The sequence below is a fragment of the Spongorhabdus nitratireducens genome (assembly GCA_947387575.1).
In the GTDB taxonomy this organism is placed as follows: domain Bacteria; phylum Pseudomonadota; class Gammaproteobacteria; order Pseudomonadales; family Endozoicomonadaceae; genus CANDOC01.
The window spans coordinates 234,465-247,619 of the sequence record CANDOC010000008.1 but is presented as its reverse complement, the minus strand read 5'-3'; the positions used below and the strand labels follow the sequence as shown (position 1 = coordinate 247,619).

At 48.2% G+C, this 13,155-nt stretch carries 10 protein-coding genes; 4 read left to right on the top strand and 6 right to left on the bottom strand.

Annotation, left to right across the window (positions count from 1 at the left end; all coding sequences use genetic code 11):
• The first annotated feature begins 87 nt into the window (after positions 1-87).
• Together ACYZZ0_RS15925 and ACYZZ0_RS15920 are read left to right on the top strand one after the other, a co-directional pair.
• The gene (locus ACYZZ0_RS15925; RefSeq protein WP_461537632.1) at positions 88-789 is read left to right on the top strand and encodes a histidine phosphatase family protein; all 702 of its coding nucleotides are present in this window, start codon (positions 88-90) and stop codon (positions 787-789) included.
• Between the two features lie 95 nt (positions 790-884).
• Positions 885-1,616: an acyltransferase gene (locus ACYZZ0_RS15920; protein WP_461537631.1), complete on the top strand. Its 732-nt coding sequence runs from the start codon at positions 885-887 to the stop codon at positions 1,614-1,616.
• On the opposite strand, the gene ACYZZ0_RS15915 is transcribed toward ACYZZ0_RS15920, so the two are convergent.
• Together ACYZZ0_RS15915 and ACYZZ0_RS15910 are read right to left on the bottom strand one after the other, a co-directional pair.
• Positions 1,567-2,829, bottom strand: a complete 1,263-nt coding sequence (locus tag ACYZZ0_RS15915; RefSeq protein WP_461537630.1) for a S1/P1 nuclease — start codon at positions 2,827-2,829, stop codon at positions 1,567-1,569. The genes ACYZZ0_RS15920 and ACYZZ0_RS15915 overlap by 50 nt on opposite strands.
• 248 nt (positions 2,830-3,077) lie before the next feature.
• Positions 3,078-4,796 (bottom strand): AMP-binding protein, encoded by a 1,719-nt coding sequence (locus ACYZZ0_RS15910; RefSeq protein ID WP_461537629.1) that lies wholly within the window; start codon positions 4,794-4,796, stop codon positions 3,078-3,080.
• Between the two features lie 408 nt (positions 4,797-5,204).
• Between ACYZZ0_RS15910 and ACYZZ0_RS15905 the strand changes: the two genes are divergently transcribed.
• Together ACYZZ0_RS15905 and ACYZZ0_RS15900 are read left to right on the top strand one after the other, a co-directional pair.
• Positions 5,205-7,052, top strand: coding sequence for a DEAD/DEAH box helicase (locus ACYZZ0_RS15905; RefSeq protein ID WP_461537628.1), 1,848 nt, complete (start codon positions 5,205-5,207; stop codon positions 7,050-7,052).
• Between the two features lie 238 nt (positions 7,053-7,290).
• Positions 7,291-9,816: a hypothetical protein gene (locus ACYZZ0_RS15900; protein ID WP_461537627.1), complete on the top strand. Its 2,526-nt coding sequence runs from the start codon at positions 7,291-7,293 to the stop codon at positions 9,814-9,816.
• Between the two features lie 40 nt (positions 9,817-9,856).
• Here the strand turns inward: ACYZZ0_RS15900 and ACYZZ0_RS15895 are convergent, their stop codons facing one another.
• The 4 genes from ACYZZ0_RS15895 to ACYZZ0_RS15880 form a co-directional block, all read right to left on the bottom strand.
• Positions 9,857-10,432: a lysophospholipid acyltransferase family protein gene (locus tag ACYZZ0_RS15895; protein WP_461537626.1), complete on the bottom strand. Its 576-nt coding sequence runs from the start codon at positions 10,430-10,432 to the stop codon at positions 9,857-9,859.
• A 118-nt stretch (positions 10,433-10,550) separates the two neighbouring features.
• Positions 10,551-11,948: an ATP-dependent RNA helicase DbpA gene (gene dbpA / locus ACYZZ0_RS15890; protein WP_461537625.1), complete on the bottom strand. Its 1,398-nt coding sequence runs from the start codon at positions 11,946-11,948 to the stop codon at positions 10,551-10,553.
• Positions 11,949-11,996: 48 nt separating this feature from the next.
• A complete protein-coding gene (locus tag ACYZZ0_RS15885; protein WP_461537624.1) occupies positions 11,997-12,359 on the bottom strand; it encodes a DUF2956 domain-containing protein in 363 nt (120 codons plus the stop codon).
• Between the two features lie 68 nt (positions 12,360-12,427).
• Positions 12,428-12,706: a DUF5062 family protein gene (locus tag ACYZZ0_RS15880; RefSeq protein ID WP_461537623.1), complete on the bottom strand. Its 279-nt coding sequence runs from the start codon at positions 12,704-12,706 to the stop codon at positions 12,428-12,430.
• Positions 12,707-13,155: the final 449 nt, after the last annotated feature.

Here is a 13,155-nt window from a genome sequence, read left to right as displayed (position 1 = left end):
AGGCTATATCTTCTGAAGGAAGGATTGCTATCTGACCCGCTTTAGTGGAATCTTTTGGTAATAAAAATAACAGGGAGTGTGAAAGTCATGGCTGTAATTCACCTTGTCCGGCATGGACAAGCGTCTTTTGGCAAGGACGATTATGATCAGTTATCAGACCTGGGACGCACCCAGGCCGTGCTGCTGGGCGAATGGCTACGTAAGATCAAGCGTCAGCCGACACATATCGTGACCGGTTCGCTGCGGCGTCATAAGCAAACCCGGGATGCTTTACTGGATGGTTTTCAGGCCAAAAGTATCGAGCAGTCATGTGATGACGGTTTTAATGAAATCGATCATATCGGGATTATCAATGCTCATCGCCCGGAGCTGGCCGACCCGCAAGTGATGCGGAACTGGCTGGAAGACCATAAAGAGCCTATACCCGCCTATTTTGAGCTGTTTACCGAAGCGATGAAGCGCTGGATTGTACGGGGTGAGAACCGGGACGAGTATCAGGAAAGCTGGACTGACTTTAAACATCGTACTCTTCGGGCCCTGAACCGGCTGGCCAATGAGATGAAACCTGGTGATGAAACCGTAGTCGTAACTTCAGGTGGCCCGATCGCCATGATTGCACTGCAGCTGATGAATATGCAGGATCATGATTTTGCTTTGCTTAACCGTCAGGTTATCAATACCTCGGTTACCTCAGTGATTCGGCGGAATGATCAAAATGCCATCCACCGGTTCAATAATTACTCCCATCTTGAGGTGGTGACAGACCCGGGTGTTATTACGGCAATTTGAGCCGGAGTGTACCTTGAGACAAAGTACTACACTTTTATTAAGCACTACATACAGGCAATAGCGCTCTCTCGATCTGACGGCCAGGGATAAGGCTTATGTATCGAATCTGGAACAGGCTCAGGTATTCAAACTCATTGCTGGCAACGCTCCCTGTGAGGGTGTTCAAGGCATTGAGGAGACTGGAGTTTCCGGTCATTCCCGGTTTTCACTATGCGCTTTATCATACGGTAACCGGGCTGAGGCTGTTCTGGCGATACCTGCTGCGGTTGTTATTGTGGACCCCGCTGTTTAAAACCCGCCTGAAAAACAAACCGGATAGCCTGTTTCTCGATGGTGGCCTGCCTCAGCTGGTGGGCGAGCTGGGTATCTGGATTGGTAATGAATGCACCATTTCAGGCCAGATCGCGATCAATGGCCGTTCCGATCAGAACCATATTGCAGAATTGCACATTGGTAATAACGTCAGGATTGGCTGGCGCTCGGACATTCTGGTTGGCAAGAAAGTGATGATTGCTGACGGCGTACAGATTGGTAGTAAAGTGAGGCTAATGGGCTATTCCGGTATGACCCTGAGTCCCGAGCTGCATGCCTCCGGGTTGCATGACGTGATGGAGCAGCATGGAGATATCATCCTGCAGCAAAATGTCTGGTTGGCAGACTCGGTTACCGTTATGCCGGGTGTAACTATTGGCGAAGGTACCGTTGTGGCACCGGGTAGCATCGTTATTGAGGACATTCCCCCCGGCGTCCTTGCAGGAGGTGCGCCTGCCAGAGTGATCAGAACGCTCGAGCCCGGTGCTTTTGCGATCTGGCCACTGTCCCGCTAAGACTTAGTACCCCCCCCCAGCTTTGGCGGAAACTGCCAGCTTGATGCTTTTTCATAAGTCGCCTGACATGCTGTCTAAATTGCTTACACAATCCAGGTGTGCAGCAACAGCAGCAGACTGCAGCGTCATCCTGCATCAGTGTCTCTTGAATGATCCAGTGTTTGCCAATGTCATGTGTCTTGCAAAGAGAGAATAAATGGCTGATTTGGTGTTGGTTGTGGTGACTTTGTGCATCTCTCAGCTTTATACCGGTGTATGCTGAAATGCCTGTTGTAGATGGAGCCAGAATACTGATTAATCGAGCTGCCAGTACCTGACCGCCGGTATAAACAAGAAATTGGCTATATTCCTGCACTCTTTTCAAATAAGACGCCGAAACTGGCCCATTCGGATCTATCCCGCTGTACACAACGTCCTTGGTAGCCATATATAAGGTATACGAGTGATCCCAGGGGTCCAGCCTGGTTGCAAGGTCAACCAGCTCAATAGGTGGCTTGTAGGTTTTGTTAAATGCCACAACAGTTTGAGCCATTGTTTTTACTTTCTGCAGGCAATCAGAATCCTCCCAGGATAACGGAGGGAATAAATCACCCATGTGGTCCCATAAGGCGTGCAGCTCATCTTCTTCACTCCTTCCTGTAATCTTGAATGAGTTACCGCCATTATCACCTTTTGGAAAATCCTTGTTGAACAGCTCCATGTTGTGAAGGGGCTGCTGTTCATCACCGTCAAAGTGTTCTACTTCCAGAATGGCAAGGCAGGCAGCATCACCAGGAGGCTTGTCATCCAGAATATCATCTCGGGCTGCGCTCAAAATGCCACTGCTTACAGCTAGCTGGACTTCTATGTTGGGAGCCAGTGATACGGCTTTATTAAGGGATTCAAGCGTTACATAGTTGATCTGCCCGTCAGGTATGTAGGGCGTATTGATATAGTGCCATTGAGCTGTATCGCTATGTCCTTGGGTATAGCGATATGTGTCCATGAAGGTTGCTGCCTGAACAAAAGTGGCAACCTGTCTGTCGTCCATTCCTATTTTTGATACATAACTCTGAACTGCTTTTTGTAAAGCTTCAAGGTGAGGAATAAGGTTTGGACATTTTTGCTCGATGATATCCCAGGCAATTTGAGCAACGACCATATGTCCAGGTTGACTCCATGCCTGAACAGAAAGAGAAAACGAAAGTGCCAATCCTGCCGCAAAAGCGCGCAAAGCTGCCCCCCGGAACCAGCGGCCCCGAAAAAAGTGTCCATGCATCGCTAACATCCTCTGACGCTGAGTGGATTATTAAAATCAAATCGCTGCGCTCATGGACAAAGTAGATGCTTATGGAAAAATTTCTCAATTATTCCAGATGAATATTTCAAACAGCGTTTTATATATCGAGGAGCTTGGATAAATAACGTAGAGGAAAGCTGGAGTGAAGTGCTCCCAAGAGCATCTCACTCCAGTGATAAATATCATGCAGGTTCAGCTATCTTTTTTTTTGAGTTTTCCTCTGCTCTAAGCTCTTTACGCAGTACCTTGCCCACGGGCGTCATGGGAAGTTCTTCACGGAAAACAATTTTGCGTGGTACTTTGTACGCTGTGAGATGCTCGCGGCAATATGCCTTGATCTCGTCCTCTGTCGCGGAATTATCAGAAGGTATAACAAACAGTTTTACGGCTTCTCCGGTATTGTCGTCGGGAACCCCGATAGCGGCACAGTTCTGTACTTTTTGATGTTTAACAACAATATCTTCAATTTCATTCGGGTAAACATTAAAGCCGGAAACTAGCACCATATCTTTCAGTCGATCAACAATGCGTACATGGCCGTCTTCTTCAATGGTTGCGACATCACCGGTTTTTAGCCAGCCATTCTCAATGCATTCTGCAGTTGCATCAGATCGCTGCCAGTAACCCTTCATTACCTGCGGCCCTTTGATGCAAAGTTCCCCGGGTTGGCCAAAGGTTGTTTCCTGACCATCGTCGTCAATGATTTTAAGCGCTGTTCCCGGCATGGGAAGGCCCACTGTATCCAGTTGGGCTCCATCACCTGACGGGTTGGCCGTTACACCGGGGGAGGCTTCTGTCAGGCCATAACACGCAGAGACATTACAACCTGTCTGTTTGGCCCAACGCTCACCTACAGCTACCTGAAGTGCAGTGCCACCGGAAATAGTGGTTTTCAGCCGGGAAAAATCCAGTGTGCTGAACTTCGGGTGATTCATCAACCCGGCAAACAGGGTATTGATGCCGATAAACATAGAGAAACGCCAGGGGCGAATCGTCTTGATAAAGGTATCCAGGTCTCGTGGGTTGGCAATGAGGATGCTGTGAGAGCCCAGCTCAAACAAAGCAAACAGGTGGGCGTTAAATGCATAGATGTGGTAGAGCGGCAGAGGTCCGATCACCACATCGCCGCCCGGGTCAGTGACCGAGCTACCGTCTGATTTTATTTCGGAGCGCTGAGCCTGAACCTGCAATACGTTGCTCAGCAGGTTGCCTTCGGTCAGCATGGCACCTTTGGCAACACCGGTGGTACCACCGGTATATTGCAGAACCGCAATATCATCGGCCTGCCGCTGCGGTGGCTCGCTGTATGTTGCCACTGCACCCAGCTTCATTGCTTCCCGGAATGGTACGGCATTTGGCAGGTTGTAAGCCGGCACCATTTTTTTTACATGCTTAATGACATTATTTACCAGTGTTCTTTTAAGCCAGGGCAGCATATCGCCCAGTTCGGTCACAACAACGTGTTTAACCGGGGTGTCGAGAACGACTTTCTCTACCAGATGAGCGGCAATATTGGCGCAAACCAGTGCCTTGGCACCGGAGTCGTTAAACTGATGCAGCATTTCCCGCGCAGTATAAAGCGGGTTGGTATTGACGATAATCAGCCCGGCCTTGATGGCACCATAAACGACAATTGGATATTGAATCAGGTTGGGCATCTGGATGGCAATCCGGTCGCCGGGCTGCAGGTCGGTATGATTTTGCAGGTAAGCAGCAAACTGTGTGCTGAGTTCGTCTATCTCGCGATAACTGATGGTCAGCCCAAGGCTGGTATAAGCAGGGCGATCGGAAAACTGTTTGGTGGTCTGGTTTATCAGGTCTCGCAGGCTGGTATAGCGGCCGGAATCAATCTGGTCAGATATTCCCGGGGCACGCTTACCGTTCCAGAAACTGGCTTCCATGATGAATACTCTGCTTTTTCTTATTGTTGTGTTGAGGATATTAGCCTGATTGTTATGCCGAGTTAAACCCCGAAAAGCCTTTGAAAATGTATGGAAATACAGGGTTAATTACGAATTGAAGTTAATTGCATTGACCAATATCATGCACGCCAGACCTAAGGGTTCCAGCTGGGCAAAGTTGGAAAAACAAGACTGTATAAACTGTAGAAACGCTTTATTCGCCGATATTTCGGGAGTGTTTCGGAATGCACGATACACTGTATACGATTAGCCCTATATTGTTACCCGATAACACGCGATCTGTATTGGCAAGATACAGATAAAGCGACTTTTCCGGTCAAACTGCTGTCTTCAGCTATCCGTAGGCGCTAGAATGCGCCGCTTTTCCCAATTTCAAGGCGCTCTGGCATGTCAATTTCCGATGAAAACACTACATCAGACACCGCAGTAACTGCAGAAAATACGACCCCCCTGTTCTCCGAACTGCCGCTGGCTCCGGCCGTACTGAAGGCGGTGCAGGATGTGGGTTATGAAACACCGTCTCCGATTCAGGCCCAGAGCATCCCTCACCTGCTGGAAGGTAAGGACCTGCTGGGTCTGGCCCAGACCGGTACCGGCAAGACCGCGGCATTTGCCCTGCCGCTGCTGTCCCGTATTGATATTAACCGTGCCGAGCCTCAGGTGCTGGTGCTGGCTCCGACCCGCGAGCTGGCAATCCAGGTTGCTGAAGCATTCCAGCGCTATGCCCGTCACCTGAAAGATTTCCACGTACTGCCGATTTACGGTGGTCAGGATATGCGTGCCCAGCTACGTGGCCTGCGTCGTGGTGCTCACGTTATCGTTGGTACTCCGGGTCGTGTCATGGATCACCTGCGTCGTGAAAGCCTGAACCTGGACAGCCTGCAGACCGTCGTTCTGGACGAAGCTGACGAAATGCTGCGCATGGGCTTTGTAGACGACATCGAGTGGATTCTGGATCACACTCCGCAGGAGCGTCAGGTTGCCCTGTTCTCTGCGACCATGCCGCGCGACATTCGTCGTATTGCTGATACGCACCTGAACGATCCTGCCCGGGTTGAAATCAAGGCCAAAACTGCAACTGTTGATACCATTACCCAGAAAGTATGGATTGGCAGTGGTGGCCACAAGCTGGAAGCACTGACCCGTATTCTCGAAGTTGAAAACTTCGATGCGATGATCATCTTTGTGCGTACCCGTACTGCAACTACCGAACTGGCTGAAAAACTGGAAGCCCGTGGTTTTGCTGCTGCCGCCCTGAACGGCGATATGGGTCAGGCTCATCGTGAGAAGGTTATTGACCGCCTGAAGCGCGGTTCTCTGGATATCGTAGTAGCAACTGACGTTGCGGCTCGTGGTCTGGACGTAGAGCGTATGAGCCACGTTGTTAACTACGACATTCCTAACGACACCGAAGCTTACGTTCACCGTATTGGCCGTACCGGCCGTGCCGGTCGTCAGGGTACTGCGATCCTGTTTGCAGCGCCGCGTGAGCGTCGCATGCTGTTCTCTATTGAGCGTGCAACCCGTCAGCGCATCGAACAGATGAAGCTGCCGACTCTGAAAGATGTGCGCGATATTCGCATCAGCCAGTTCAAGGAACAGATCACTGAAACTGTAGAGAACGAAGATCTGGATATCTTCCGTGAGGTTGTGGATAACCTGATGGCAGAGAAGGATCTGAACCTGAATGATGTCGCTGCAGCTCTGTGCTACCTGGCTCAGAAAGAGCGTCCGTTCCCGGATGACAAGCGTCCTGATCCGCTGGAGCGTATGGAACGTGAACGTCGCGAGCGTCGTGACCGCGGTGATCGTGGTGATCGTCCGCGTCGTGAGCGTGGCGAGCGCAGCAACGAAGGCATGACCCGCTACCGTATCGATATGGGCCGTGACCAGAACATCACCCCGGGAGATATCGTTGGTGCCATTGCCAACGAAGGCAAGATCAACGGCAGCTCTATTGGTCACATCCGCCTGTTCGATCGTTTCTCTACCGTATACCTGCCGGATGGTATGAGCGGTGAAACCCTGGAACTGCTGAAAGGCGCCAAGATCCGCAATCGCTCCATGGGCCTGCGTCCGTACGAAGAGCGTGGTGGTGAACGTGGCGAGCGCGGCAATGGCCGTCGTCACTCTGACCGTCGTCGTGGTGATCGCGGTGACCGTGGTGATCGTCGTGGTAATGATCGTGGTGATCGTCGTTCTGCTCCGCGTCGTCCGCGGGCTGAGCAGGACTAATTAATCCCCTGGTTTTAGCCTGTTTACAGGCTATGAAACCTATACTGTTTTCCTTGCCTCAAGCAGGGAAAACAGGCTGTTTCATTTAATAAAGATGTTGCTTTAACCAGTTTTTCATTTCATGCCAGAGTGATACGTCACTGGTTAAAGCCATCTAAAAATCTGTACGTTTGTAGCAATCTTTCATAAAGCATCTATATTTCACTGATAATTTTATCAGTCTTGTACGGAATAATAGATGCAGCATCAGCGTGTCTTGCGTGTAGTTTGTCTTTTTGCTCTGTTTTTGCTTTTCCCTCTTTATGCAAGTGCACTTGTCACACCGAAGAAAATTATAAGAACAGCTAAATTTCCTGTTTTGATTTATACACAGAACTCTTCAACTCTGCGTGGACGAGGTACCCCTGATTCTCTTGCTCTGGAAAGAGTTACGGAATATGAGGTAAAAGCAACTTTTAAAGCAGAGTCAGGCTCGGCAGTTGGTAGAGAAGCTCTTCTCGAAGAAGAAAAAATATCATTTCTTGATACCTTATCTCTAATGCAACCAACTTCAGATGCTGTTTTGAGGTATATGAATTTTGAAACAGGAGAGGTTAAAGAAAGAGTTGGAGATCTGTGCAAATATCTTTGCTCTGATATTCCTGAAGATGAGAAAAGCCGGATGGAAGCTTCTTTGTTTCCCGTTGTGATTGACTCTCTTCGAAGAGGTGATATAGATCTAAATTTTCTGGCAACAGAATTTAAGGATATTTATGAGTATGTCGGAAGGGTATATAAGATTATTCAAAAATATCTTTCAGATGACGTGTTCATAAAAGAACGATTTAGCAGTGGTATTGTAAGGTTGTTAGTAGGAGATTTCGGGGAAGAGATTTTCAAACAAGGCGTTAGCTTAACCCTACGAAGGTATCTTCAATTTATTAGTCAACATTCGCATGGTAATTGGTTTTTATTTAATCCAGAGTATTATCATCTAACCCGTTTTGAAGCTTCACTCGACAATAGAATATTATCAGGTCAACGGCTGATTTTATTAAAAAATCCGGGGTGTAGTAAGGATGTAGATACTGTGCATATGAAAGTGGGGTTTGAAAAAAAAGCAGACGTTAGGGATACGTTAAAACAATTTCGCTGTTCCGGTATGATTGAGAGTGCTCCTGTGCTTATTGCAGGGACTAATGGTTCTTTTGGTAGGCTTGCTTGTATTGATGGCTCTATGAAGCACCTCTGCCAGCCCTTGCCTATGACCGGTAAGAGCAAGGTTGACGCCCTTACGATGTTTGATATCAGGTCGATTATAAAGAAGCATGAGCTTTTTGGCCTGAAAAGAACATTTAGTAGCGATAATGCTGGAGCACTACTTCTTGAATCATCCGCTTGTGAAGTTGCAAAATATCATCCTGAGCGCACAGGTAAGTGTTTCACTGCTGATATGAAGAGATCAGACCTTTTTCCTACCCTTACAGGACAACTTGTTCCGGATGGAAAAAAGCAACTTTTTTCAAGACAGGTTTGTAGTGTTCTCTCTACTTTGTTGCTACAAGCTGATACGCCTGCCCACCCTCTAAAAGATTCTTCTTGTCCGCTTGTAATGGATGTGCATTCGAGAAGTGCAACAGTTATGGATTTTCCATGGTTATCTGTCGACTGTGCCTCTGTAGACTACTGGTTTTTTGATATTCTAAATGTGCTTGGTTGTGAAAAATCTCCGGGCTTGGTTATTCGACTAAATCCAGCAGTAGAGACTTCAAAGCCTTTGGTGCTAGTGATTCCCTTGTCATTGGCAAAAATCACATGGCACCTTATGCTACTGGAGGATAGTCAAGCTGTAGCTGAGTCGCATTGTAAGGTGTGTGCATTTCTTAAAAAGAATGGAAGCAGATGCTCTAAATGGAAAAGTTTGGTCAGAGAGTCAGGATATTATTCTTCTAGTGGATCCATTTTGAGTGTAAGTGCTGCGAGTCAAGATGGTTCTGGCTCTCTTAGTTCCACTTTGGGGGTTGGTTCAAAGTTATCTGCCAGTGATACTTTCCTTAGCCAAAAGGATTCGAAAAGGAAGAGTGGAAAATCGTCCCTATCACCAGTTTGTGAACACAGATCTCAGGTAATGTCAGAAGAATTATTATTTTTTAAACCGGGTAAATTAAGTCGGCATCGTAGTTTAAAAGCACTTAACTATCTGGAACGTGAGCGCCAAAGAAGAAAAGACAATGCTAAAGAGGGGCATGAACGATTTTTATCCGGTTCTAAAATAAAAAAATCATGGTGTGGTGGCTCTGTTTCAGAATTAGCACGAGCTCAGATTTCAGAACAGATACATTTATTCCTGAGAATAACCGTTAATGAATATGATGATATTTGTGACAAACCTTCTGTATCTATTTATCTCTCTTCAGAATCGAGAATGAAAGTTGTTGGATTGTTAAAAGCTCTTGAGGTCGATAACGCTCACGGCTTTTGTTGTAATGCCAGAGAAAGCGTAAAAGGAAACAAACGGAGGAGTACTATTGATCAAGAAACAGAAGAAGTACTTACAATATTGGATGCTTTTGAATACGTGTACCGAGAAGTAGCCCAGAACCGTAAAAAAATGGCTATTTATCTAGCATCGTTGATTAAAGATATGGGGGTGCTCAATAAAATAAAAGAGGAGGTTCTTTACCCGGACAGTGATGTTGAAGAAAGTAGTGGTGATGAGGACTGTGAAGTTGAGGTATTAAATAGTCTCGGCAATAGCGATTTTAGGCGGGAGACTAGTGTATAAAGTGGCTATGCCATAAATAAATTATCGCATAGCCGGAAACTTAATACTTAGCGTGATGTTTTGGAGTAATGCTGGCATAGAAAGCCTGAATATTAATCAGGTCGGCATCATAGTCACCAGTTGGCTTAAACATAGGGCCAAAGCCGCCTACTTTACGCTTGAAGTCCAGAAACCCCAGGGCAATTGGAACACCTGCACCATCAGCAATCCGGTAAAATCCACTCTTCCATTTTTGAACTGCACTACGTGTTCCTTCCGGCGGAATAACGACTACCAGCTCCCGCGTAGTGTGATAACAATCAACTACTTGCTGCACCAGTCCCCCAGGCGCACTGCGATTAACCGGAATCCCGCCCAGCCATTTCATAATGGGACCCATGGGGCCACGAAACAGGGTGTCCTTGCCCATCCAGAAAACCTTGATGCGGAAGCAGAACGCCATGGCAATCATTAGCGGGAAATCCCAGTTGCTGGTATGGGGTGCTGCAATCATCACAAAGCGGCGCTTTGCTGGTAGTTTACCTTCCAGTTTCCAGCCAGTGAGCTTGAGTCCGATCCAGGAAATTAAAAGAAATAATTGTCGTACGACGGGGGTGTCGAAAATTGTATGGCGCATTGATGGCACCCGGTCTCATTATCAATCGAGGGGCAATTATAAGACCGGATTGCGCGAAAGCCAGTAATCCTGCGGAATAGCCCGGTTTGTTACCAGACCGGGCTTGTCTGGAAGGTGTTTACAGGCGACGAACCTTGAACTTGCGCCCTTTGATTTTGCCGCGCTCAAGTTGTTGCAATGCCTTGCGGGCCGATGCCCGCTTGATGGCAACGTAGGCAGCGAAATCAAAAATATCGATCTTTCCGACCTGATCACCGGCAATACCGGCATCTCCGGTCAGAGCTCCGAGAATATCGCCGGGACGTACCTTGTTTTTGCGACCGCCATCAATGGCCAGCGTTACCATCGGTGCTTTGATCAGTGCGTGCTGTTCCATACCAGCCGGGTTGGCTGGCTTGAGTCTCATAGGGTCAGCGGCTTCAAAGGTCTTGTTCTGATATAAGCAGATGTCATCCAGCTTGTAGTATTCCGCTGGTGTATGCAGGCTCAGAGCGATACCTTCCTTTCCTGCTCGTCCGGTTCGACCGATACGGTGAATATAAACTTCCGGATCACGGGTCAGGTCGTAGTTGATCACAGCAGCGAGATCATCAATATCCAGTCCCCGGGCGGCGACATCGGTCGCAATTAGCAGGCTGGAACTCTGGTTGGCAAAGCGCACCAGAATCTGGTCCCGGTCCCGCTGTTCCAGGTCACCATAAAGTGCCAGCGGCTTGAAGCCCTGTTCATAGAGGAACGTTGCCAGATCTTTACAGGCTTGTTTGGTGTTGCAGAAAATCACGCAGGATGCTGGCAGATAATGTTCCAGCAGCTTTAACAGCGCTTCATTCTTCTGGGATTTATCGGTTTCGTAGAAATGCTGGGCAATATGGTTATGGCTGTGCAGCGACTCGACAGATACCTCGACCGGATCATGCTGAAATGCACTGCTCAAAGACTTGATGCCTTTCGGGTATGTTGCTGAAAACAGCAGGGTCTGACGATTATCCGGGGTATGACGAATGATATTCTCGATTGGCTCGATAAAGCCCATATCCAGCATCCGGTCAGCTTCATCTAGTACTACAGTATTGATGCCATCCAGAGACAGGGTGCGTTTTCGCAAATGATCCTGAATACGTCCAGGTGTGCCAACCACAATATGAGCACCATGAGCCAGAGAACCAATTTGTGGCCCGATGGGCTGACCACCACACAGGGTCAGTACCTTGATATTCTGTCGATAGCGGGCCAAGCGGCGGATTTCCTTGGCAACTTGGGTCGCCAACTCGCGGGTCGGACAAAGCACCAGCCCCTGACAACCAAAGAAGCGCGGATTAATCTTTTCCAGCAGGCCAATAGCAAAGGCAGCGGTTTTACCACTACCGGTTTTGGCCTTGGCGATCAGGTCCCGGCCATCCAGAATAGCGGGCAGGCTTTGCTGCTGGATCGGGGTCATCTGGTGATATCCCAGATCACTCAGGTTTTTGATCTGACTCTGGGGCAGTGACAAACGGGAAAACTGAAAATCGCTCAAAATCGGCCTGCTATCTCATGTGGGTCTGAAAGCCGGGCATTGTAACAGTCATTGGCTTTGCAAGAAGGCGTAGTAAATACCAATTCCAACCCATGTCAGTGTCAGCAATATCCATGGAAGAGGGGACTGGCGGTATTTGATTTCGGTTTTTATTTCTGTCCGGACTTCTTCTGTGCTGTTTTCTCTTTGCTGGCTGACTTTTTTACGCTGCTTGTCCAGCTCGCGGGCTTTGGCTTTCTGCTGTTTTTTATACTGGTCGATACCTTTCTGAATGCCCTGGGCAATCAGGCGAGTTTGCTCTTTGGTCTGTCCCGGACGCTGGGTGGCTTTGGCGATGGCCTGGGCTTCATCAACAGTTTCTTGGGAAATACGTGTTTTTGCCGGGACTGACGGGGAATTCTTTTTACCCATGATATTCCGATAATGCAGGAAGTGATAAGAGGGGCTTGTTGAATCAAGCCCATCAGATAATAAAGCGGTCAACAGTCCCTGAGCAATGAATGATTATCGGGTAACTGGCGGGATATCCACAGGGCCAGTTTATGTTTCATATTGGGTTCGGTTTCTTCACCTTTGGCCAGAGGCTGGATGAGTCGGTCATTCACCAGCAGACGGTACAGGAAACGGGTTTTTTCATTAGCTGAATGGGTATCGTCAAAACTGCCGACACCACCCCGCTTTTCCATATAAATGGCGCCAATACGTAGCGCTTCCTTCACCAGAGCGGCTTCATTTCTGAGCTTTTTGGTTTTAGGCATTTGAGCTCCTCTGCGAATGTTATTGATTTATTCCATCGTGAGGACTTATGTCAAAGTGACTAGGGGCTGTTCACAATTAGACATACGACCAGCCGCTCATGGTTTACGCCAGGTTAGGCGCGAACTGTGCGGTGTGGTTATTCCACATAAACAGTGAGCAACGCGGCATGGCGTAAACCATGAGCGGCCCTTCGGGTTCATCACACAAGCCCTCATGCCGCGTTGAACGACTTGAACATGGAACCACCATGCCCTTCGCCTTACCTGAGGGCTTGTGTGATGAACTGGTCGAATGTCTAATTGTGAACAGCCCCTAGAACAGCATGGCCTGATTTTTGTAAAAACACCACTCTTGCACTGCACTTCTATAATCACCGCAGTGAATTGGTTACCCGATAAAACAGCGCATAAGTGTCTCGCTGTGATATAAAGGGCGGCGAAATCACGAC